The organism is Chryseobacterium suipulveris (assembly GCF_022811685.1).
Classification (GTDB): domain Bacteria; phylum Bacteroidota; class Bacteroidia; order Flavobacteriales; family Weeksellaceae; genus Kaistella; species Kaistella suipulveris.
In genome coordinates, this window is sequence record NZ_CP094532.1 from 937,871 (window position 1) to 960,943 (window position 23,073).

Genomic DNA, 23,073 nt, shown 5'->3' on the forward strand with positions numbered 1-23,073 from the left:
CTTTTGTTAAATTATTCTTAATTCTATTGAAAATCATTATATTTGCCGACTATAATTTAAATGTTGTAAACTATTAACAATGCAAGGAAAAGGACTTATTACGCTGGTTGCGATTGTTTTGGGACTCATCTGTCTTAATGAATTGTTGCCGACTTGGTACGCTGGAAAAATTGAAAAGCAGGCGAGTGCAGTTGCCGGAAACGATCCTGTGAAATATCAGAAAGAGATGGCCCGGCTTTCCAAAGATACCCTGAATCTCGGCTTCACCAAACTTTATTATACAAAAGCGAAGGAGAAGGAAATGAAGCTCGGTCTCGACTTGAAAGGAGGGATCAACGTACTTTTGGAAATTAACCAGAGAGATTTGGTAAACGATTTGACTAACTATTCGGCAAACCCAGTTTTGCTCGAGGCACTCGATCAAACCGACAAAGCACAGAAAAATTCAACCAAAACCTATATCGAGGATTTCTTTACCCAGTTCGATGCGGTAAACAAAGCGAAAGGAACCAACCTAAAACTTGCTGATCCTGAGGTTTTCGGGAACACCAACTTGTCAGAAATCAAATACAACAGTTCCGACGAGGAGGTGAAGAATATTGTGAGAAGAAAAATTTCTGCTTCCGTAGGTTCGGCGTATGAGGTGATCAGAACGCGTATCGACAAAATGGGAGTTACGCAGCCGAACGTACAGCGAGTACCTGGAACCGGAAGAATCTCCGTGGAAATGCCGGGAATCAAAGATATCGACAGAGTGAAGAAAATGCTTCAGACTTCTGCAAAACTCCAGTTCTGGGAAGTGCAACAAGCGCAGGAAATTTTCCCTTATTTCGATCAGCTGAATACCGTGATCGCCGCAAAAGGTGATTCCCTCGGAATTGCAAAAAATTCGAATTTCATTAACCTGATGCAGATGAACACGCTTCGTTCGAACGGAGTGGGGAATGTGAAACTTTCGGACACTGCAGTAGTAAACAAAATCCTTAACAACGATATTGCTAAGAGACTTCGTCCTGCAAACATTAAGTACACCCAGTTTATGTGGGGTTACAAACCGGAAGCAGGTGATGAGAACAACCTTGTTCTTTATGCAATCCGTGGAAACATTAACCAAAAAGCACCTGTAGACGGAGCAGTAGAATCTGCAAGAGTAAACTACGACGAACTCGGAAGAGTAGTGGTTGATATGCAAATGGACTCAAAAGGTTCTAAAGACTGGAAAACTTTGACAGGTAAAAACGTAAACAAACCTGTTGCAGTAACTTTGGACAACGTGGTTTATACCGCACCAAACGTAATCAACGAAATCCCGAACGGTAGAACGCAGATCTCTGGAAACTTCTCACAGCAGGAAGCTCAGGATTTGGTTGACGTGTTGGGAGCAGGTAAACTTCCTGCAAGTGCAAAAGTGGTTCAGGCGGATGTTGTGGGACCTTCATTAGGTAAGGAGTCGATCAACGCGGGGATGCTTTCCTTCATTATCGCGTTCTTCGTGATTATTGTTTACATCATCGTTTATTACGGTGGAGCAGGTATTTACGCAGTAATCGCAATGGTGATCAACCTTTTCTACATCTTCGGAATTATGGACTCGGTGGATGCGACACTTACGCTCCCTGGAATCGCGGGTATCGTACTCTCGATGGCGATGGCGATTGATACCAACGTAATTATTTATGAAAGAACCAAGGAAGAACTTTTCGCGGGTAAAAATATCTTAGAGGCCTACAAAGACGGTTTCAAACACGCACTTTCGGCGATTGTCGATGGTCACTTAACTACGATTCTTACAGCGGTTGTACTCTATATCTTCGGAACGGGGCCGATCAAAGGATTTGCCGTAACGTTGATTATCGGTATTATGATGACCTTCTTTACTTCAGTAATGTTATCGAGGGTAATGATTTTCGCACGTCTTAACAAAGGAAAACACCTTTCTGTTTGGACCCCTCCAACGAAAAACCTTTTCAGAAATATCTGGATCGACTTTATCGGAAAGAGAAAGTATGCTTATATGATCTCTGCATTCCTTACTGTGGCAAGTATTCTTTCGATCGCGGTGAACGGATTCAAATACGGTATCGACTTCACTGGTGGTAGAAACTTCGTGGTAAGATTCGACAAACCAGTTGATGCCAACAAAGTTGAAAGTGATTTGGTAAAACTCTTCACAACTCAGGATGGAAAAAATTCAGCAGTAGAAGCGAAAACTTTCGGTAGCGGGAACCAGCTGAAAATCTCAACCGATTACCTAATCGACGATGAATCACTTAAAGCAGATAATATTATCGAAGAAAAACTTTTCCAGGGATTGAAGCAGTATCTTCCTGCAGACATGACCATTCAGCAGTTTAAGGTTGCAGATAAAGACCATTCGGGAATTGTTTCCTCTGCGAAAGTGGGACCGACTGTTGCAGACGATATCAAAACCCACGGAACTTTTGCGGTGATCGCAGCTTTGGCGGGAATCTTCCTCTATATTTTGTTGAGGTTCAACAAATGGCAGTTCTCTCTCGGTGCGGTTGTTGGTCTCTTCCACGATGCGGTGATTATTTTGGGAACTTATTCCTTGCTCCATAAGTATATGCCGTTCAACATGGAAATCAACCAGGACTTCATTGCGGCGATTCTTACGGTACTCGGTTACTCGATCAACGACACGGTGATTATCTTCGACAGGATCCGTGAATACCTGCGCGAGAAGAAAGCACTTACCCTTGCTGGATTATTCGACGACTCCATCTCCAGTACTTTGGGTAGAACGTTCAACACTTCATTCACAACGATTCTTGTAATCTTGGCGATCTTCATCTTCGGTGGAGATAACCTTAGAGGATTTATGTTTGCGTTGCTTATCGGTATCGGATTCGGTACTTACTCGTCCATCTTCGTTGCATCGGCGATCGCTTACGACTTCCTGAAAGGTAAAGGAAAAGAAGAAGCGGTACACGGTAGAACTTCCGTAGCAAAAGAAGTAGTTGATAAGAAAAAGAAATAATTAAAGTCGGAAATTTTCTTTACCTCATTCCTAAAGGAAGGAAAATTTCCCACAAAATAAACCTAAATTTGCTCCTTTTAGGGTAGGGGTAATCAAATTGAGGTTTATTTTGAATCTTACTTAAATGTCCGTCGAAAGAGGGACATTTTTTGTGTTAAAGTTTTGCAGTTTGACGGTTTCGAATAACTAACTTTGCATGCTCAATGAAAAAAAACCAGAAATCAGCAGCAATCGCATTCATCTTTATCACGCTCCTCATCGACATTACGGGATGGGGAATTGTGATTCCCGTGGTACCCACGCTGATCCGCGAGCTGATCCACAATCCTGATCTCAGTGTCGCCTCACAATACGGAGGTTGGCTGAGTTTCGTGTATGCGGCGATGCAGTTTGTGTTTGCGTCGGTTCTGGGCGGGTTGAGCGACAAGTACGGAAGAAGGCCGATTATTCTTTTTTCGCTACTGGGTTTTTCCATCAACTTTTTCATTCAGGCGATTGCTCCGACGATTTTCTGGCTCTTTGTAGGACGGATTTTTTCGGGAGTTACGGGAGCGAGTATCACCACTGCAAGTGCGTATATCGCAGATATTTCGAGCGATGAAGACCGTGCTAAAAACTTTGGGATGATCGGTGCTGCATTCGGTTTGGGATTCATCATCGGTCCTGTTATCGGTGGAGTTTTGGGGCATTATGGACCAAGGGTTCCTTTCTACGCCGCTTCGATTTTATGTTTGATCAATTTCCTTTATGGACTCTTTATTTTACCTGAAAGTTTAGACAAAGAACACCGCCGTCCTTTCGACTGGAAACGTGCGAATCCCATTGGTTCGCTGCTTCGGCTTAAACGATATCCGCAGATTTTGGGACTCATTGCCGCATTGATTTTCGTGTATATTGCGGGTCATGCGGTGCAGACGAACTGGACTTTCTTCACCATGTACAAATTCAGCTGGACGGAACGTATGGTCGGGATTTCACTCGGAGTTTCGGGTTTTATGGCGGCGTTGGTTCAGGGATATTTAATAAGGATTATTCAGCCAAAAATTGGTGATGAGCGAAGTATATTTTACGGACTAACTCTTTACGCAATCGGGATGGTGCTTTTTGCATTTGCAAGTCAAAGCTGGATGATGTTTGCCTTCCTCGTTCCTTATGGATTGGGCGGAATTGCAGGTCCCGCTTTGCAGTCGGTGATTTCATCGGAGGTTCCGAAAAATGAGCAGGGCGAGTTACAGGGAGCGTTGGCGAGTTTGATCAGCTTGACGGCGATTGTCGGTCCACCTTTGATGACGAATACGTTTTACTATTTCACTCACAGCGATGCGCCTTTCATCTTTCCAGGTGCGCCGTTCTTCCTTGGATTTCTGCTGATGGCGATTTCTGCAGTCATCGTGTTTTTCGTCTTCAACAAAAAGAAATCCTGACGATTGATTTTCTTCATCATTCTAATTGCTTTTAAATGCACCATTTTGAATCGGTCATTGTTTAATTTTACGGTTTTAGTTTTTCACAAAGCTAGCAATGACTCTATTCCGCGTTTACTTCTTTGTCTGTCTGAAAAATAAGCGTTAGCGCCTTTGTCTAGCGTAAAAGCAGCATAAAATTTAAGTAAATCTTTGTCTGGCTTTGCGAGAATTCCTGTACGATTGTAGTTTACATAATTTGTGAATGAATAATATGCAACGCTCAAAATCTCGCAAAGCAAGACAAAGAAAAACATTCTACATCCTTCATATTTTTAAGACAGACAAAGGCGCTTGCGCTTAGCGAAGATAAACGATGGCTTGATTGATAATCAACTTTTATGGCTTTAGAACTTTGTTTGTCTGAAAAATAAGCGTTAGCGTCTTTGTTTAGCTTAATAACAGCATAAGTTTTTTGTGATTCTTTGTTTGGCATTGCGAGTAAATTTCCACGCAAGTTTTTCTGGGATTTCTGCTGATGGCGATTTCTGCAGTCATCGTGTTTTTCGTCTTCAACAAAAAGAAATCCTGACGATTGATTTTCTTCATCTAATTCTAATTGCTTTTAAATGCACCATTTTGAATCGGTCATTGTTTAATTTTACGGTTTTAGTTTTTCACAAAGCTAGCAATGACTCTATTCCGCGTTTACTTCTTTGTCTGTCTGAAAAATAAGCGTTAGCGCCTTTGTCTAGCGTAAAAGCAGCATAAAATTTAAGTAAATCTTTGTCTGGCTTTGCGAGAATTCCTGTACGATTGTAGTTTACATAATTTGTGAATGAATAATATGCAACGCTCAAAATCTCGCAAAGCAAGACAAAGAAAAACATTCTACATCCTTCATATTTTTAAGACAGACAAAGGCGCTTGCGCTTAGCGAAGATAAACGATGGCTTGATTGATAATCAACTTTTATGGCTTTAGAACTTTGTTTGTCTGAAAAATAAGCGTTAGCGTCTTTGTTTAGCTTAATAACAGCATAAGTTTTTTGTGATTCTTTGTTTGGCATTGCGAGTAAATTTCCACGCAAGTTTTTCTGGGATTTCTGCTGATGGCGATTTCTGCAGTCATCGTGTTTTTCGTCTTCAACAAAAAGAAATCCTGACGATTGATTTTCTTCATCTAATTCTAATTGCTTTTAAATGCACCATTTTGAATCGGTCATTGTTTAATTTTACGGTTTTAGTTTTTCACAAAGCTAGCAATGACTCTATTCCGCGTTTACTTCTTTGTCTGTCTGAAAAATAAGCGTTAGCGCCTTTGTCTAGCGTAAAAGCAGCATAAAATTTAAGTAAATCTTTGTCTGGCTTTGCGAGAATTCCTGTACGATTGTAGTTTACATAATTTGTGAATGAATAATATGCAACGCTCAAAATCTCGCAAAGCAAGACAAGGAAGACATTTACATTCTTCATATTTTTAAGACAAACAAAGGCGCTTGCGCTTAGCGAAGATAAACGATGGCTTGATTGATAATCAACTTTTATGGCTTTAGAACTTTGTTTGTCTGAAAAATAAGCGTTAGCGTCTTTGTTTAGCTTAATAACAGCATAAGTTTTTTGTGATTCTTTGTTTGGCATTGCGAGTAAATTTCCACGCAAGTTTTTCTGGGATTTCTGCTGATGGCGATTTCTGCAGTCATCGTGTTTTTCGTCTTCAACAAAAAGAAATCCTGACGATTGATTTTCTTCATCTAATTCTAATTGCTTTTAAATGCACCATTTTGAATCGGTCATTGTTTAATTTTACGGTTTTAGTTTTTCACAAAGCTAGCAATGACTCTATTCCGCGTTTACTTCTTTGTCTGTCTGAAAAATAAGCGTTAGCGCCTTTGTCTAGCGTAAAAGCAGCATAAAATTTAAGTAAATCTTTGTCTGGCTTTGCGAGAATTCCTGTACGATTGTAGTTTACATAATTTGTGAATGAATAATATGCAACGCTCAAAATCTCGCAAAGCAAGACAAGGAAGACATTTACATTCTTCATATTTTTAAGACAAACAAAGGCGCTTGCGCTTAGCCAAGATAAACAATGGCTTTTTCCCGCTCTTAGTTTCTTTGTCTATCTGAAAATAAGCGATAGCGCCTTTGTGTAGCTTGAAGCAGGATAATGTCAAGAAAAAACTTTGTTTGTCTTTGCGAGAATTTCTACGCAATTAAGTTATAATGCAATTTTCGAAAACAATAGCAACGCTTAGATTCTCGCAAAGCAAGACAAGGAAAAATATTTTACACTCTTCATATTTATAAGACAAACAAAGGCGCTTGTGCTTAGCGAAGATATACAAAGAAGGAAAAATCTACTGTTAATTTCTATGGTTATTTTTGATTATTGATAACCATTTAAGAAAACAACATGACTGAAAATGAAATCTCAAAAATCGTATTCGAACTCGGATTGAAAATCCATAGAAAACTTGGAGTTGGACTCTACGAAAGGGTTTATGAGGAATGCTTAATGTATGAATTGAAAAAAGCAGGACTGAAAGCTGAAAGACAGAAATTCCAAGCAATTCAGTATGAAGAATTGTTTTTCGAGAGAGCTTACCGAATGGATATTCTTGTTGAAGACAAAGTGGTAATTGATTTGAAATCTGTTGAATTTATTAGCGATTCTAATACGAAGCAACTCAATAATTATCTGAGATTAGGCAATTATAAATTAGGAATGATTCTTAATTTTAACAGCCCATTATTTAAGGATGGCGTTAAGAGGGTAGCAAACGGATTATGACAAACCTGCACTTTTTTCCTTTGTCTGTCTGAAAAATAAGCGTTAGCGCCTTTGTTTAGCTTAAAAACAGCATAAATTTTTTGTAATTCTTTGTTTAGCATTGCGAGAATTCTTACCAAACTAATAGATTAAGCAGTCCAATGAATACATTTATAATGCTTAAAATCTCGCAAAGCAAGACAAAGAAAAACATTTTGCATTCTTCATATTTTTAAGACAAACAAAGGCGCTTGTGCTTAGCGAAGATAGACAATGGCTTTACTGATAATCAATTTTAACGACTTTTAGAACTTTGTCTGTCAAAAATAAGCGTTAGCACCTTTGTTTAGCTTGAAGAAGTATAATGTCAAAGAAAATCCTTGTTTAGCATTGCGAGAAACTTTCCATGCAAGTTTTTATTGGACTTCTGCTGATGGCGATTTCTGCAGTCATCGTGTTTTTTGTCTTTAACAAAAAGAAATCCTGACGACTGATTTTCTTCATCTGGTTTTTACGCGGAAAATTCTTTAAATTTAGATGCTTTTTAAGAGTAAAATTATTGGTCTTTGTTTATCTAAAAATAAGCGTTAAGCACCTTGGTTTAGCTTAAAAGCAGCATGAGATTTAAGTAATTCCTTGTTTGGCTTTGCGAGAAATTTTCCGCGCAAAGCAAAGCAAGGGAAAATAATCATTCAATTCTTTGTTGCTTCAATGACGAAGATAATGAGGTAATTTAATGATGAATATACACGGTTAATTTTAGACAATGGATTTCAATATTCCTGAACACTTATCGGGACTTACCGATGCGCAAGTGGTTTCCTCACGGGAGAAACATGGCGAAAATCAAATAGCGGAATCAGGAAAATCGACCTGGTTTTCGCTCTTGCTGGATATTTTAAAGGAACCGATGCTGATCCTCCTGTTCGTGATCACAATTATTTATTTGGTGGTCGGCGATTACGGCGAGGCGGCGTTTATGTTTTTGGCGATCGTCGCGGTTTCGGGAATTTCATTTTATCAGGACAACAGAAGCAAGAAGGCGCTGGAAGCTCTGGAGAAACTCAACGAACCTTCGAGCAAAGTCATCCGAAATTCAAAAATAGAGACCATTCCCACCCACGAAATTGTGGTCGGAGATCTGTGCATTACCGAAGAGGGAAAAATGGTCAATGCCGACGGAACCATCGTACACAGCAACGATTTTTCTGTCAATGAATCTTCTTTGACGGGGGAAAGTTTTTCAAAATCTCCCGACTTTGAGCCGCTCCAATAGAAAATCTAATAATTATGTCGCTCTCATCAAAAAAGTCCCCACCAAAAACTTTTAACAACATTTTAATCCAACGCAAACTCGGGTTTCGCAATCTTTTGTAAATTTGCCGTATGGAACTAAGTTTAGGCGAAATGCTTTTGATTGCCGTGGCAATCGTCGTTTTATTCGGACCCGACAAACTGCCGCAGATTGCACGCGATCTGGGAGCGGGTGTGCGTAAAATGCGCGGCGCGATGGAAGACGTGAAAACCGAAATCCTGAAGGAAACCGACAATCCCGTTTCCGAAATCAAACGCGAGATCGACAAGGTAAAACAGCAGGCAAAAGATTTCAATCCCTTGAGCGACTTGGAAAAAGACGCCATCGCCGAACGCTCCAAATCCAAACAAAACCTAGCCGAAAACGACGACCACGAAGGACCGGTAAGCAGATAGCTCTTGCTGAATTTCATATGATCTCGGAGATTTCAGTGATTACGTAGAACGACTTGCCACAGATGCACGACAATTTCTTATAAAAAATTCACGCAAAGGTTTTTTTTCAACCTAAAAAATTGAGACAAGCAAAGTTTGCGGATAAATCCGCTGAATAAGCGACCGCTTCATCAATTCGCTTTAGCGGATTAAACTTTGTCGTCTTAAAATAGAAAATGATTTAGAAAATGCTTTGCGGGTTTTATTCTCGCAGATTTCAGTGATTACTCAGAACGACCTGCCACTAATTCACGAATATTTCTGTTAGTAACCTCACTCATTTCGACCTCGGAGATTTTTGCGTGAAGAAAAATTGAAGTTTCTTCCGGACGTACTCTTCAACTAATCCTCCATAAAAATTTCCAGTGTTCGAAGCGCGGCAAAAAATGGGTATCGAAGACAAACTTTCTTTCCGCGCAAGTTTTGGAAATTTTGTTGGAAGAAACTTCAATTTTTTAGCAAAAAGATCCAGTCTTGATTTTTGGTTACTTTTGCATCAAGGCAAAAGTAAGAGAATTGAAGTCCAGCATTTTATACTCTCGAAGATTTCAGTGATTACGTAGAACGACTTGCCACAATTGCACGACAATTTCTTATAAAAATTCACGCAAAGTTTTTTTTCAACCTAAAAAATTGAGAGAAGCAAAGTTTGCGGATAAATCCGCTGAATAAGCGACCGCTTCATCAATTCGCTTTAGCGGATTAAACTTTGTCGTCTTAAAATAGAAAATGATTTAGAAAATGCTTTGCGGTTTTTATTCTCGCAGATTTCAGTGATTACTCAGAACGACTTGCCACTAATTCACGAATATTTCTTTTCATAACCTCACTCATTTCGACCTCGGAGATTTCTTCGCAAAAAGATCCAGTCTTGAAACCGAAGGTTAGCCGATTCCATTGAAAATCTTAAATTGCAGAAAAGCAATTTTCGTTACTTTTGCATCAAGGCAAAAGTCAAAAAGTATTTCTCGCTTTTCACCTTAATATACACAGCTCAAAATCAATTCAAATAGTATTTTCAAGTATTATTATGCACGAAATCATCACCGAAGACAAAGAAATATTCCTTTTCCTCAACAATTTGGGGAGCGACACTTTCGACCGTTTTTGGATAATGGTTTCGGGAACGTGGATCTGGGTTCCGCTGTATGTGATTTTCCTTTATCTCCTTGCCAAAAATTATAAAGTCCGCAATTTGGTCTTCATTCTGATTTTCATTGCGTTGGGAGTTACGGTTTCGGATCAGTTGGCGGGAATCTTCAAATCGGGGATCGGCAGATTGCGACCATGTCACGATCCGAGTTTGGACCATTTGATGCGGGAAGTTCAGTGCGGTGGTCAGTTTGGGTTTTACTCCAGTCACGCCTCCAATACGTTCTTTATCGCAACTTTTATGACGATGCTGCTCTTCAAAAAATACAGATTTCTTCCGTATTTCCTCTTCTTTTGGGCGGCAATGGTTTCGTACAGCCGCATTTATCTTGGCGTACATTTCCCGATGGATATTTTAATGGGAGCCGCGATGGGATTTTTCCTCGGAGGTTTCTTCTCGACACTGGCTTTGAAGGTAATCAGAAAGCAGGAAAATAATGAGTCGGAGCGTGGGTGAGTTGGTGAGTTGGAGTGTAGGTGAGTTGGAGAGTATGAGAGTTGGAGCGTGAATTTCTCCGAGTGAATTTGCTTCGCTGTGAATTTCTCCGAGTGAATTTTGAAACCTGAAACCTGAAACCTGAAACTTGAACCTCGCACCCTGTATCATGCACCTAATTTGACCGAATAAATTACTTGTTTCTTGGTCCTTTTACTTGGCTCTTTTTTCTATCTTTGCTCTCATGACACACAACGAAAACGACAAGCGCCTTTTCCTTATAGACGCCTATGCGATGATCTTTCGCGGCTATTACGCACTCATCAGAAGTCCGAGAATTACCAGTACGGGAATCGACACTTCGGCAATTTTTGGGTTTACCAATTCTTTGATTGAACTGATCCGAAGAGAGCGTCCGTCGCATTTGGCGGTGGTTTTCGATGTGGGTGAAGCAAGTGTGCGAACCGCCGACTTTGCCGAATACAAAGCCAATCGGAGCGAAACTCCCGAAGCGATCAAAATTGCCGTTCCCTACATTCACAGAATACTCGAAGCGATGCATGTCCCGATTTTGGGAGTGGAAGGTTACGAAGCCGACGATGTGATCGGAACCATCGCCTGCAAAGCGGAAGCGGAAGGTTACAAGGTTTTTATGGTGACTCCCGATAAAGATTTTGCGCAGTGCGTTACCGAGAACATCAAGATTTACAAGCCAGGTTTGAAGGGTGCCGAATTTGAGATTCTGGGAATTCCAGAAGTGTTGGCGAAATACGAAATCGAGGATCCGAAACAGGTCATCGATTTCCTTGCAATGATGGGCGATTCCGTTGACAATATTCCGGGATTGGAAGGAGTGGGCGAGAAAACTGCCAAGAAATTCCTGAAAGAGTACGGAAGCATTGAAAACCTTTTGGCGAATACCCACGAAATCAAGGGGAAACTTCGCGAAAAAGTTGAAGCTTCTGCAGAACGTGGGATTCTTTCAAAGAAGTTGGCGACGATTCTATGCGACGCACCGATTGAGTTTCATCAGGAACAGTACGATTTGGAGACTCCTGATTTTGAAAAAGTTAAAGAGATTTTTGATGAAATTGAATTCCGCAGATTGTATGAAAATCTGTACCGCGCTTTTGCGACCAATGGGGAATCAACCAACGGAATTCAGCAATCGGCGGATCCGAATAAAGTTTCACGATACGACAAAGTAGAACAGAAAAGCGGACCGATTCAACTGGATTTATTTGCCAATTTCGAGGAACTCGATCACGCAACGACCACTAAATCGACGGTGGACAATAACGACCACCTTTACCAATACATTGCTTCACCGAAAGCGCAGAAAATTTTGGTGGAAAATCTTTTGGCTCAAAAAGCAGTTTGCTTCGACACCGAAACCACATCATTAAACGAAATGGAAGCCGAACTGATCGGGATGAGTTTCTCGTACAGAAAAGGTTTGGCGTATTATATTCCACTTTCGGAAAACAGGGAGGAAGCTTTGGAAACACTTGAAATTTTCCGTCCGTTTTTTGAGAAAAAGGAAATTATCAAAATCGCCCATAATTTAAAGTTCGACTATAAAATCCTCAAACAGTACGGAATTGAAGTGGAAGGTGCGATGTTTGACACGATGATCGCGCATTACCTCCTGAATCCCGACGGAAGACACGGAATGGATTACCTCGCCGAAGTTTACCTGAATTACAAACCAGTACCGATTGAAACCCTGATTGGCAAAGGAAAAAATCAGGGAACGCTGCGTTCGGTTTCGATTGAAGATCAGACGAAATATGCGGGGGAAGATGCGGATGTTACTTTTCAACTTTATGAGATTTTCTCGCCTCAACTGAAAAAGGAAAACCTGGAGGATCTTTTTTACCAGGTCGAAATGCCTTTAATGAAAGTCCTTGCCAATATGGAATTGGAGGGAATTTCACTCGACAAAAAATGGCTCGAACAGGAAAGCAAGGATTTGGAAAATGACTTGAAAGAACTCGAAACCAAAATCTTCAACTTGACGGGAGAGGAATTCAATATGAACTCGCCGCGACAGTTGGGAGAGATCCTTTTCGACAAACTGCAACTCGACCCAAAAGCAAAGAAAACGAAGACAGGTCAATACGCCACTTCCGAAGATGTGCTGCAGAAACTGAGTTCGAAACACGAGATCATTCCATTAATTCTGGAATACAGAACCTACCAAAAACTGAAATCAACCTACGTTGACGCCTTGCCAAACCAGATCGACAAGGACGATAACCGCGTACACACCAATTTCTCGCAAACCACGGCTGCAACGGGAAGATTGGCTTCAGTAAATCCGAATTTGCAGAATATTCCGATCCGTACTTTGCGTGGTCAGCAAATTCGTGGCGCATTCAAAGCTGATGAGGGAAAGAAGATTATTTCCGCCGATTACTCGCAGATTGAACTTCGCCTGATTGCCGAGATTTCCAACGAGGAAAATATGATCAAAGCTTTCCAGAACGGGGAGGATATTCACGCTTCCACCGCTTCAAAATTGTTTAATGTTCCTTTGGAAGAAGTCACCAAAACCCAGCGTTCACAGGCGAAAACCGTCAACTTTGGAATCATCTACGGACAAGGAGCATTTGGTTTAGCTGAACAAACCGGACTTTCCCGTACCGAAGCAAAACAGATGATCGAAAACTATTTCGCGACCTATCCGCAACTGAAAAAATATATGGCAGAACAGGTGAAGAAAGCCCAGGATTTAGGTTACGTGGAAACAATCCTGAAAAGAAAGCGCCACCTGAAAGACATCAACTCCGCCAATTTTGTCGTGAAAGCGCACGCCGAAAGAAACGCGGTAAACGCACCCATTCAGGGAAGCGCAGCCGACATCATTAAAATCGCCATGATTAAGATTGATGAGGAACTTTCTGCAAAAAATTTAAAAACAAAAATGTTGCTTCAAGTTCACGACGAACTGGTTTTCGAAGCACCGATTGAAGAAATAGAAACCGCCAAAGAACTCATCAAAACCGAAATGGAATCTGCGTTTGACACAAAAGTTCCGCTACTCGTGGAAGTTGGAGTGGGCGAGAACTGGTTGGAAGCGCACTAACGAAGTTGGAGAGTTGGAGAGTTGGAGAGTTTGAAGTTTCGGGTTTCAAGTTTCAGGTAAGCCATTTAATGAACAATTCGCAATTTGATGAGCTGTTTTTATTTCGGAGAAATGAAATCTGTGTAGAATAATCATAACATTGCGAAAATGCGTTCCGTAGGAACGATATAATGTAAAAAAAAAAATAACGGAATTAAATGAATTTCGCGGATAAAACATCAAACATCAAACATCAAACATCAAATCTTAAACAAAAATTTTTTAGATATGAGAACCGTAGTATTTTACGAAAACACGCCCGATGCAACGATGGAAAAAATGCTGGAAAAATAGGTGGATATTGTTGCAGTAGTTGCAATGGTTGCAGTTGGTTGCATTGGTACATTGCTACATTTTTAAATTGGTAGAATAAAGAATGAAGTTCCTGATCATCATTCCCGCACACAACGAAGAGAAAAATATTTTCTTTACGCTCGAATCTTTAAAGAACCAAATCTTTAAAGACTTCGAAATAGTGGTCGTGAATGACGGATCAACCGACAAAACTGGCGAAATCGTCGAAAACTTCAAATCTCAAATTCCAAACCTCAAACTTTTGAATTTAGAAAAATCGGTACACGAACCTGGAGCAAAAGTGGTGAACACTTTTAATAAAGGTCTTAAAAGTGTTGACGTTCAGAGTTTTGATATCATCTGTAAATTCGATGCCGACATTATTTTTCCTGATAATTATCTGAAAAAAGTCAATGAGGTTTACGAAACAAATCCCAAAGCAGGAATGGTTTCTGGATTGGTAAAAATCAAGAAATCGGTATTTGAAAAGAATTTGGCTTTTGATTTTAAAGATGAAAAGCATCAGTGGATCTTTGAAAATATTTCCTCTAAAAACCATATTCGCGGCCCCATAAAATCTTACCGAAAAGAATGTTTTCTGCAGATGAACGGACTTCGACCAGTTCTCGGTTGGGACAATATCGACGTGATGCTCGCGAAGAAACACGGTTGGGAAACCGTCACCATCAAAGACTTGTGGGTGAAACATCTTCGTCCGACTGCCTACAAATACAAAAAACAGAAAGCCGAAAAACTCGGGGAATATTTCTACAACATCGGTTTGAGTTTCCCGTTGGCAATGATTTCATCGGCAAAATCTTCATGGAAAAACAAATCATTTTCAGAATTTTTCGCCACTATGAAAACTTTTCTGAAACAGAGTTCCAAAAGAAAGCTCACCAAAGAAGAAATCAAACATATCCGAAATCTGCGGTGGAAGCAGATAATCAATAAAAAGTAAATTATGAATATGAAGTTTAATAGTGTGTTTAGAAAATTATTCGTGCATTCGTGGCAGTTGAAATTGGTATTGGTGTTCTCGTCGGTAATAATGTCCGCCCAGAAATCCACCGATCTCATCATTCACAACGCAAGAATCTACACCGTCAATAAGAATTTCTACGTGGCGCAATCCATGGCAGTTTCCAAAGGAAAAATTGTCGCGGTAGGAAAAAGCTCAGATATCCTTAAAAAATATAAATCTAAAAATATTCAGAATCTGAATGGGAAAACAGTTTTCCCTGGATTCATCGATGCGCATTGCCATTTCACAGGTTATGCGACCGACAAATGGAAGTGCGAACTTTGGGGTACGAAATCTTGGGATGAGATCATTGCGCGGTTAACCGAATATTCTAAAAATGCGCCGATGGAATGGATTTACGGTAGAAGTTGGGACCAAAACGATTGGCCAGTAAAAGAGTTTCCAAATAAGGAACGACTTGACCAGCTTTTTCCTAACCGACCCGTTTATCTGAAAAGAATTGACGGTCACGCTGCAATTGCCAATCAGAAAGCGCTCGACATCGCTGGAATTACTTTGAACACTAAAGTTAACGGTGGCGAAATCGAACAGAAAAACGGAAAACTGACCGGAGTTCTCATCGACAATGCGATGCTTGTGGTGGAAAAACATTTGCCGCAGATCAGCGACGAGATGGCTATTAATTATTTTTCGGAGTTGCAAAAAGAATGTTTTTCTTACGGCTTGACTTCCCTTCACGACTGCGGAATCACAGAACATACTTTGTCGCTACTGGAAAAAGCGCAATCCCAGAATATTTTGAAAATGAAAATTTTTGCCCTTCTTGAAGATAATCCCGATTACTACGACAAATGGGCAAAGAAAGGAAGGTACACCAACGGAAATATCACAGTGGGCGGATTCAAGGTCTATTCAGACGGCGCGCTTGGTTCGAGAGGAGCGTGTCTGATTCACGATTATTCAGACAAAAAAGGGTGGAAAGGGTTTCTCCTAAGTGAAGAGGAATATTTTCGAACTTTAGCTAAAAAACTGAAAAACAGCAACTTGCAAATGTGTACACACGCAATCGGAGATTCTGCAAACCGAACGATTCTCAAAATTTATGGTGAAGTTCTCGGAGCCAAAAACGACCGAAGATGGAGAATTGAACACGCCCAAATTATGGACAAAGACGATTTCGGACTGTTTGGTAAATATTCTATAATCCCTTCTGTACAGCCGACTCACGCCACTTCAGATATGTACTGGGCAGAAGAAAGAGTGGGAAAGGAGCGCTTGAAATATTCCTACGCTTACAAGGATTTGTTGAAACAAAACGGATGGCTTCCTTTGGGAACTGATTTTCCTGTGGAAGAAATCAGCCCATTCAAAACCTTTTTAGCGGCGGTTGCAAGAAAGGATGCCAACAATTTCCCTGCAAACGGATTTCAAAAAGAAAACGCTTTAACCCGCGAACAGGCGATCCGGGGAATGACGATTTGGGCGGCAAAAGCTGGCTTTCAGGAAAATGAAATCGGGAGTTTGGAAGTGGGGAAATCCGCCGACTTCATCATCCTGAATCAGGATCTGATGAAGGTTCCCGAAGATCAAATTTTGAAAACGAAGGTTTTGAAAACTTACTCCAGCGGAAAGCAAGTTTTTTGATTCGATACTAAAAGAACGAATTGCAACAAATGTGACTTTGTAACCAACTGCATCAAACCTTGAAAAAAATCGCCTACATCGAACTCGACACCCACGCTGAGATTGCAGTCAACTTTATGGAGCTGATGCAGGATTCCAAAGAATTTTCTGTGGACTATTATTTCTCCCAAAAAATTTTGAAGAGCATCGGCAAGCATCATCCGAATATTTTTCTGTCGGAAAATTCGATGCTTTTGGATCAGTTGAAGGCGAAAACTTATGACTTGGTCATTATCGGGACGGTTCATCGTTATTTCAATCTTTTCAATGAAATTTGTACGAAATATCAAACATCGGTGATTGTGCACAATCTGAATTTCACGAAAATTTCCAAATTTCAGCTTCTGAAAAATATCTTCAAGAAAGATTTCAAATACCGGCTGAAACTGTTGTTGAAAGAAGACCTGCTTTCCGCACCCAATGTTTTCAAGAATTCTAAAAACCTGTTGGTTCTGGATAAAAATCTTGCAGTTGGGAAGTTTAAATTTTTGCCTTTGTTTTTTAATCAGTTTAATGAAAATTCGGGTTCACAGATTTTTACCATCGTTATTCCAGGAGCGGTTTCGCAGCAAAGAAGGGACTATAAAAAAGTTTTGGGAAAATTAGAAAAACTGGGATGGAATAATAAGAGTGCAGAAAATGATGCGGAATTTGAAAAACTCCGTAGGAGTGACAGGTTTGTAGAAAATGATTTTGCTGAGGAAGCAAGCTCCGTAGGAGCGACAAGTCAAAAAGTACAGGTGGTTTTTCTTGGCAAAGCAAAAGGGAACGAACTTCATTGGTTACAGAAATTTGAGAAAGTTCTACCCGAAAACCTTACCATTAAATATTTCACCGAAAAAGTTCCACAACCTCTTTTTGACGAATGGATGAACAATGCCGACGTTTTATGGTGTCCCATTCTAAGCGAAACCGAATTTTTTAGCCAAAAAGAAATCTACGGTAAAACCAAAATGTCGGGAAATATCGGCGACGCTATTAAATACGGAAAGATGGCGGTTTTCCCAGAAAAATACAGTTCCGATTTTGACTTTATTATCTCAGAAAAAAAGCTGGATGTCTTCAGTTTTAGTGGTGAAACATCATTCGATTTTTCAAAGGATTTTAACAAAGAAAAAGTGATAAAAGAGTTGGAAGATAAACTCCTACTTTTACTTTAATATTTTAGCAATCAATAGGTTTAAGTATAAAATTTGTTTCCTTATTGGGAAATTGTTGTTTTTGAAGAAAAACTGATGAAAAATAATTTTGAGGTTGACTTGTTGCCCGAGGTATTGGAATTTTTGGGACGGATTGCAAGAGAAGGCGAGAGCTAAGATTTACTACAATATCAGAAAATCTCAAATGGTTACTGATGAGGAGCTATTCAATAAACTGAATGAGAATATTTGGGAATTCAGGACTTTATTCGCAGGAAAAACCTACCGTCTTTTTTCATTTTGGGATCCTCGCAGAAAATCATTTGTTATCGCCACGCATTGAATTATTAAGAAAACTCAAAAAACTCCTAAAAAAAAATTACCAAAGCAGAGAAAATTAGAATAGAATACTTAGAAGCCAATTACAATGAAAAATAAGTTAAAAACAGTATCGCTGGAAGTAGCAATTGACAAACACATCGGAAAAATCGGGACTGAAAGTAGAGATGCTTTCGAGAACGAACTCAGATTGGAAATGCTTGGTCACGCAATAAAAATGGCCAGAAAGGAGAAAAATCTGACCCAGGAAGAACTTGGTGAACTTGTTGGTGTTCAGAAAGCCCAGATCTCGAAAATTGAAAACAGTATGAAAAATGCCCGTTTCGAAACGATTATGAAAGTTTTTGACGCGCTTGGTGCTAAAGTAAATTTCAATGTCGAAATCAACGACCGAAAACTTGCTTACTGAGGAACTAGTGCATCAAAACCTAAACAAACTCCTGAAAAAATCGCGGTTCAGGTAATCCTCCACAGGGAAAATATTCATGAAGTAATTTCCCGTGAAAATAATTCCCAAAACCAACGTGGGTTTGTAAATCAGGTTTGCAAAACTACTCTTGAAATCAGGAAGGATGATCGCCACCGTAATCGCCACCGTCGAAATTATTGCGGCATAAATCATCTCGATTGTGAGCGGCGAAACTTTGAATTTGACGAAGTTGAAAACGATTTTAATGATATTGAAAAGAGTGAGTGAAATCGCGGTCGCCATTGCAATTCCGATGATTCCTAAATGTGTTCTGGTGAGAAAAAGCCAGTTGAGACCGATCGTTGTCAACGCCAGAAAAAGCATCACCACAATATTGAAACGATAATGTTTTGAAAGCGAAATAATATGCCCGTTGAATCCTGTCGCCAAATCGAACAGCATTGCAAATCCCAGAATCCAAACCACGGGTTCCGCTTGCCGAAGTTGTTCGCCGTTCTTGATAAAGTCGCACAAATACGGGAATCCCACAAGAATACACGAAAAAAGCAGTGAACCGAGGAAGAACAAGCTGAGCGAAGTTTTTTTGTGGAAACGGTCGAGCTCCTCATAATTGCCTTCCGCAATGGTTTTGTTGATGATTGGTGCAGAAATGTTGAACAGTCCCATTTGCGGAATCATGATGAAGGAAAGCACTGAGAGAATAATGCTGTAAACTCCGTTTTCCTCGAAATTCAGGAATTCGCCGATCATGAAATTATCAACTCTGAAAGCGATGTAGTTGCCGATATTACCCAGGAAACCGAAGAAACTGTAACTCAGGACTTCTTTCCAGAGCTGTTCTTTTTTTAAGTAATCGGTGTTGAAGTCGGGTTTGATTTTTTCCAGTTTGTTGGCATAAAAAATATAGCCCAAAAACGAAAATACAAACATCCCGAAGAAAAATGCATAAGAACCTTTCTCGGAAACCCCTAAATAGAAAAACAGACAGAAAGCCCCCAAATTAGCCAGTTTCGGGAACAAGTTCTCGAAGATATTTGGTACAACGATCCTTTTGAAATTCGAAATATATTTGTTGAAAACCGCCGAAAGCGCCAAAACCAAAATCAGTGGCAAAATGAGCCGCTTCATTTTCCAGAGTTCCAAAGTTTTGAACTGTGGGAAAACCGTGAAGAACAGAAAGAATATCGCCGTGAAAATCAGAAAATTAATTCCGACTCCCAATAATGACAAGCTCAGGAAATTCTGGTTTTTCCCGTCTTTCTGAGTTTGGTGAAAAAACTTCACATTCGAAAAGGAAAGTCCGAAAACCACGATGGGCAAAAGCATTTCCGCGGTCGGCATAATGTAGCGCAGTTTTCCGTAGAACTCCATATCTCTTGGAAATATGAAGATCGCCGAAAAAGTCCCGAGTAAAAACCCGAAATAGCCGATTAATGAATATTTGAATCCCTGTCTCGCTACAACGCTCATTATCAGTGTGTTTTGATTTGATTGGGGATGAAGATGATATTATTGATATAGCTGTTTTTGTCTTTCAGCAGATTTTCGTTTTGAGACTTCAGCACCTCTTCGTCAATTTTCTGGAGTGTGAAATTTTCGCGGTTCAGGAAATTGGCGGTGTAGTTCCAGTTTTCAATCTCAGCAATCATTTCCTGCAAAGGTTTTTGGTGGTGTCGTTGCTCCATTTCCACCATCAGAACTGGGCGAAATTTCTTGATCACATTTTTTGCCCCATACAAAGTCTGTATCTCGTTTCCTTCCACATCGATTTTAATGAAATCAATCCTTCGGATTCCCTCCAATCCAGCCCAATCGTCGAGTTTGATGACTTTTACTTTTTCCGTAAAGAATTTCTTTTCGCCATTTTCCACAAAGTCGGTTTGAAGCGTTCCGCGGGAATTATAGACTTTTCCGTTAATGACGGGAATCTTGAACTCCGCAGTTTTATTCTCATCAGAAATCGCCAACGGATAAACGTGGTGATGTGGGAAAATCCTTCGCAACCGTCGGTACAGTTCGCGGTTCGGCTCGAAAGCATACACATTATGAGGTGCCAATTTATTTTCAAGCTGATAAAGATAGGCACCCACATTTGCTCCGATGTCGAAAAAAACAGCATTTCTTTCCAAGAAATCTTTAATCCAAAACAATTCAGGTTCCACATTATTTGCCAAAAAACTCTGTTCAGAAAGATTTTTCAGCTTTTTGAAATATCTTTCCTTATAAAATCCAGGTGCCACAAACTGTAGCTTTTCAGCAATTTTTTGGTAAATCGACATCGATTATCTTGGTTAAGGGAGAACAAAGATATAAATAAATGTTAAATTAATGTTAAAATCGATTCGAATTCAGAAATGACTTTCCCAAAAGTCGCTTTTGCCGTAACTTTATATGTTTGAAAAAAAATTATGAAAAAGATATTCCTTATCGCAGGTTTGGCGCTATTTTCCTCCTGCACAACTTTGCAGAAATCCACCAGTCAACCGTTTTCCTGGGAAGGTGCAAACCTTTATTTTCTATTGACCGACCGTTTTCAGAATGGCGACAAATCCAACGATATTAATTTTGGAAGAACCGAGAAAGCTTCTGTTTTGCGAGGTTTCGAAGGGGGCGATTTGCGCGGGATCATCCAGAAAATCGATGACAATTATTTTACCGATTTGGGAATCAACGCGATTTGGATGACGCCGATTGTGGAGCAGATTCACGGCGCATCCGACGAAGGAACAGGAAAAACTTACGGTTTCCACGGATATTGGGCAAAAGATTGGACCGCGCTCGATCCGAACTTCGGGACAAAAGCAGACCTGAAAGAACTCATCGAAAAAGCTCATGAAAAAGGAATCAGAATTGTTCTCGATGCCGTGGTAAATCACACAGGTCCAGTTACAGCGATCGATCCAGTTTATCCGAATTCTTGGGTACGAACTTCGCCGCAGTGCAAATACGATAATTATATCAACACGACTGCCTGTACTTTGGTGGCGAATCTTCCCGACATTTTAACGGAATCCAACGCAGCTGCGGAACTCCCGCAAATGCTGGTCGATAAATGGAAAAAGGAAGGTCGATACGATGCGGAAATGAAGTCGCTGAACGAATTTTTTTCAAGAACAGGGTATCCGAAAGCGCCGAAATATTATATCATGAAATGGCTCGCTGATTATGTTCAGGAATTCGGGATTGATGGTTATCGTGTTGATACCGTGAAGCATACGAACGAAGATGTGTGGAAGGATTTCCAGAAAATCTGTCAGGAAGCGTTTGATATTTACAAAAGAAAGAATCCGACGAAAGTTTTAGACAATAATCTGTTTTTCACTGTGGGAGAAGTTTATGGATACGGGATTTCGCAAAAACAGAATTACGATTTCGGCGATAAAAAGGTAAATTATTACCAAAATGGTTTTAAGTCGATGATCAATTTCGATTTTAAAGGGGATGCCAACAAACCTTATGAGGAGCTGTTTTCGAACTACTCTAAAATTCTGCATTCTGACCTGAATGGAAAAACGGTGATGAACTACCTGACTTCCCATGACGACGGATATCCTTTCGACAAGGAAAGAAAGAAAACTTTCGAGGCGGGAACGAAATTGCTTCTTGCACCGGGAATTTCACAGATTTACTATGGTGATGAAACAGCGCGTCCGCTAATTGTAAAAGGTGCGGAAGGTGATGCGAATCTCCGTTCAAATATGAATTGGAATGACGAAAAAAACAATGCGGAAACAAAAAAACTTTTGGAACATTACCAAAAACTCGGTCAGTTCAGAGCGAAACATCCTGCAGTTGGAGCGGGAGTTCACCAAATGATTTCGTCGTCGCCATATTGGTTTACGAGAACCTTTAACAATGATAAGGTTTTGATCGGCTTGGATCTGAAATCGGGCTTAAAAGAAATTTCAACAACAGGTATTTTTGATAATGGCACCAAACTTCGTGACGCTTATTCAGGAAAGACTATCAAGATCGAAAACGGAAAAGCAGTGATTGACACACCGTTTTCTGTTGTACTTTTTGAAAAATATTAAATGAAAAATCTCACATTCTTCCTCATTTTTATTTCAGCAATTGTTTTCGGGCAGAAAATTCCGTCGGTGATGAAAACCGGTTTCACTAAGGAAGCGCTGGCTCAGAAAATAACTTCGTTTGAAGGCAAGAAAATTCCGATTTCCCAGGTGTTGAAAAAACACGAAGGAAAAATTCTCATCATCGATTTTTGGGCGAGTTGGTGCAAAGACTGTATTCTTGCGCTTCCTGCAACCAAGGAGTTGAAAGACAGCAATCCCGAAATCCATTTCGTTTATTTTTCGCTCGACCGTTCTTATGACCAATGGAAAAGGGGACTCGATAAATACGGAATCGCCGAAATGGAAAACTACTGGTTTGATGAGGGCTGGAAGAATAATTTCAACAATTATATCGACCTGAACTGGGTTCCGAGATTCATGGTCATTGACCAAAAAGGAAAAATTGCGAAATATTACGCGGTCCATCCAAATGATCCCGACCTAAAAAAAGTAGTCGAGGGATTGAAGGAGCAGAAACCGTGATGCTATGCGA

The 23,073-nt window shown here is 40.1% G+C and carries 18 protein-coding genes and 1 pseudogene; 14 read left to right on the forward strand and 5 right to left on the reverse strand.

The genetic code is table 11. The annotated features are described in order from the left end of the window. The first annotated feature begins 79 nt into the window (after positions 1-79). Both secD and MTP09_RS04405 read left to right on the forward strand, forming a co-directional pair. A complete protein-coding gene (gene secD, locus MTP09_RS04400; protein ID WP_243550791.1) occupies positions 80-2,998 on the forward strand; it encodes a protein translocase subunit SecD in 2,919 nt (972 codons plus the stop codon). A gap of 203 nt (positions 2,999-3,201) precedes the next feature. Continuing rightward, entirely contained in the window at positions 3,202-4,422 is a 1,221-nt protein-coding gene (locus MTP09_RS04405; RefSeq protein ID WP_243550792.1) for a TCR/Tet family MFS transporter, read from the forward strand. 262 nt (positions 4,423-4,684) lie between these two features. Here MTP09_RS04405 and MTP09_RS04410 read toward each other — a convergent pair whose 3' ends face one another. The 3 genes from MTP09_RS04410 to MTP09_RS04420 form a co-directional block, all read right to left on the reverse strand. Beyond that, complete coding sequence (locus MTP09_RS04410) at positions 4,685-4,897, reverse strand: hypothetical protein (RefSeq protein WP_243550793.1); 213 nt, start codon at positions 4,895-4,897, stop codon at positions 4,685-4,687. Between the two features lie 360 nt (positions 4,898-5,257). Then, positions 5,258-5,470 (reverse strand): hypothetical protein, encoded by a 213-nt coding sequence (locus tag MTP09_RS04415; RefSeq protein WP_243550793.1) that lies wholly within the window; start codon positions 5,468-5,470, stop codon positions 5,258-5,260. Between the two features lie 181 nt (positions 5,471-5,651). Then, positions 5,652-6,041, reverse strand: a complete 390-nt coding sequence (locus MTP09_RS04420) for a hypothetical protein (protein ID WP_243550794.1) — start codon at positions 6,039-6,041, stop codon at positions 5,652-5,654. Between the two features lie 775 nt (positions 6,042-6,816). Between MTP09_RS04420 and MTP09_RS04425 the strand changes: the two genes are divergently transcribed. The 10 genes and pseudogenes from MTP09_RS04425 to MTP09_RS04470 all read left to right on the forward strand — a co-directional run bounded on the left by MTP09_RS04425 (position 6,817) and on the right by MTP09_RS04470 (position 18,486). Further along, entirely contained in the window at positions 6,817-7,194 is a 378-nt protein-coding gene (locus MTP09_RS04425; protein ID WP_243550795.1) for a GxxExxY protein, read from the forward strand. 745 nt (positions 7,195-7,939) lie between these two features. Continuing rightward, positions 7,940-8,431: pseudogene (locus tag MTP09_RS04430) on the forward strand (P-type ATPase); the annotation flags it as partial. Between the two features lie 128 nt (positions 8,432-8,559). Further along, positions 8,560-8,883, forward strand: coding sequence for a Sec-independent protein translocase subunit TatA/TatB (locus MTP09_RS04435; protein ID WP_243550796.1), 324 nt, complete (start codon positions 8,560-8,562; stop codon positions 8,881-8,883). A gap of 1,069 nt (positions 8,884-9,952) precedes the next feature. Further along, positions 9,953-10,531 carry a phosphatase PAP2 family protein gene (locus MTP09_RS04440; protein ID WP_243550797.1) on the forward strand — a complete coding sequence of 193 codons (579 nt, stop codon included), beginning with the start codon at positions 9,953-9,955 and terminating at the stop codon, positions 10,529-10,531. A 223-nt stretch (positions 10,532-10,754) separates the two neighbouring features. Beyond that, a complete protein-coding gene (polA, locus tag MTP09_RS04445; protein ID WP_243550798.1) occupies positions 10,755-13,598 on the forward strand; it encodes a DNA polymerase I in 2,844 nt (947 codons plus the stop codon). Positions 13,599-14,013: 415 nt separating this feature from the next. Beyond that, on the forward strand, positions 14,014-14,892 hold the full coding sequence (locus MTP09_RS04450; protein ID WP_243550799.1) for a glycosyltransferase family 2 protein: 879 nt from the start codon (positions 14,014-14,016) through the stop codon (positions 14,890-14,892). A 9-nt stretch (positions 14,893-14,901) separates the two neighbouring features. After that, complete coding sequence (locus tag MTP09_RS04455) at positions 14,902-16,560, forward strand: amidohydrolase (RefSeq protein ID WP_243550800.1); 1,659 nt, start codon at positions 14,902-14,904, stop codon at positions 16,558-16,560. A gap of 59 nt (positions 16,561-16,619) precedes the next feature. Then, on the forward strand, positions 16,620-17,759 hold the full coding sequence (locus MTP09_RS04460) for a hypothetical protein (protein WP_243550801.1): 1,140 nt from the start codon (positions 16,620-16,622) through the stop codon (positions 17,757-17,759). 133 nt (positions 17,760-17,892) lie between these two features. Next, positions 17,893-18,081, forward strand: a complete 189-nt coding sequence (locus MTP09_RS14440) for a type II toxin-antitoxin system RelE/ParE family toxin (protein WP_317618774.1) — start codon at positions 17,893-17,895, stop codon at positions 18,079-18,081. A gap of 84 nt (positions 18,082-18,165) precedes the next feature. Next, the gene (locus tag MTP09_RS04470; RefSeq protein ID WP_243550802.1) at positions 18,166-18,486 is read left to right on the forward strand and encodes a helix-turn-helix domain-containing protein; all 321 of its coding nucleotides are present in this window, start codon (positions 18,166-18,168) and stop codon (positions 18,484-18,486) included. A 12-nt stretch (positions 18,487-18,498) separates the two neighbouring features. On the opposite strand, the gene MTP09_RS04475 is transcribed toward MTP09_RS04470, so the two are convergent. Together MTP09_RS04475 and MTP09_RS04480 are read right to left on the reverse strand one after the other, a co-directional pair. After that, positions 18,499-19,977: a lipopolysaccharide biosynthesis protein gene (locus tag MTP09_RS04475; RefSeq protein ID WP_243550803.1), complete on the reverse strand. Its 1,479-nt coding sequence runs from the start codon at positions 19,975-19,977 to the stop codon at positions 18,499-18,501. A 2-nt stretch (positions 19,978-19,979) separates the two neighbouring features. Beyond that, entirely contained in the window at positions 19,980-20,786 is an 807-nt protein-coding gene (locus MTP09_RS04480; protein WP_243550804.1) for an FkbM family methyltransferase, read from the reverse strand. Between the two features lie 129 nt (positions 20,787-20,915). Between MTP09_RS04480 and MTP09_RS04485 the strand changes: the two genes are divergently transcribed. Next, the gene (locus MTP09_RS04485) at positions 20,916-22,541 is read left to right on the forward strand and encodes an alpha-amylase family glycosyl hydrolase (protein WP_243550805.1); all 1,626 of its coding nucleotides are present in this window, start codon (positions 20,916-20,918) and stop codon (positions 22,539-22,541) included. After that, positions 22,542-23,063 carry a TlpA family protein disulfide reductase gene (locus MTP09_RS04490; protein ID WP_243550806.1) on the forward strand — a complete coding sequence of 174 codons (522 nt, stop codon included), beginning with the start codon at positions 22,542-22,544 and terminating at the stop codon, positions 23,061-23,063. It abuts the gene before it with no gap. The last annotated feature ends 10 nt before the right edge of the window (positions 23,064-23,073 follow it).

Excerpts from the sequence above, each read along its gene's own strand:
- secD (WP_243550791.1), top strand. The coding sequence starts at position 80 with ATGCAAGGAAAAGGACTTATTACGCTGGTTGCGATTGTTTTGGGACTC.
- MTP09_RS04415 (WP_243550793.1), bottom strand. The coding sequence starts at position 5,470 with ATGCCAAACAAAGAATCACAAAAAACTTATGCTGTTATTAAGCTAAAC.
- MTP09_RS04490 (WP_243550806.1), top strand. The coding sequence starts at position 22,542 with ATGAAAAATCTCACATTCTTCCTCATTTTTATTTCAGCAATTGTTTTC.
- MTP09_RS04440 (WP_243550797.1), top strand. The coding sequence starts at position 9,953 with ATGCACGAAATCATCACCGAAGACAAAGAAATATTCCTTTTCCTCAAC.
- MTP09_RS04405 (WP_243550792.1), top strand. The coding sequence starts at position 3,202 with ATGAAAAAAAACCAGAAATCAGCAGCAATCGCATTCATCTTTATCACG.
- MTP09_RS04435 (WP_243550796.1), top strand. The coding sequence starts at position 8,560 with ATGGAACTAAGTTTAGGCGAAATGCTTTTGATTGCCGTGGCAATCGTC.
- MTP09_RS04455 (WP_243550800.1), top strand. The coding sequence starts at position 14,902 with ATGAAGTTTAATAGTGTGTTTAGAAAATTATTCGTGCATTCGTGGCAG.
- polA (WP_243550798.1), top strand. The coding sequence starts at position 10,755 with ATGACACACAACGAAAACGACAAGCGCCTTTTCCTTATAGACGCCTAT.
- MTP09_RS04450 (WP_243550799.1), top strand. The coding sequence starts at position 14,014 with ATGAAGTTCCTGATCATCATTCCCGCACACAACGAAGAGAAAAATATT.
- MTP09_RS04480 (WP_243550804.1), bottom strand. The coding sequence starts at position 20,786 with ATGTCGATTTACCAAAAAATTGCTGAAAAGCTACAGTTTGTGGCACCT.
- MTP09_RS04470 (WP_243550802.1), top strand. The coding sequence starts at position 18,166 with ATGAAAAATAAGTTAAAAACAGTATCGCTGGAAGTAGCAATTGACAAA.
- MTP09_RS04475 (WP_243550803.1), bottom strand. The coding sequence starts at position 19,977 with ATGAGCGTTGTAGCGAGACAGGGATTCAAATATTCATTAATCGGCTAT.
- MTP09_RS04410 (WP_243550793.1), bottom strand. The coding sequence starts at position 4,897 with ATGCCAAACAAAGAATCACAAAAAACTTATGCTGTTATTAAGCTAAAC.
- MTP09_RS04425 (WP_243550795.1), top strand. The coding sequence starts at position 6,817 with ATGACTGAAAATGAAATCTCAAAAATCGTATTCGAACTCGGATTGAAA.
- MTP09_RS04485 (WP_243550805.1), top strand. The coding sequence starts at position 20,916 with ATGAAAAAGATATTCCTTATCGCAGGTTTGGCGCTATTTTCCTCCTGC.
- MTP09_RS04420 (WP_243550794.1), bottom strand. The coding sequence starts at position 6,041 with ATGCCAAACAAAGAATCACAAAAAACTTATGCTGTTATTAAGCTAAAC.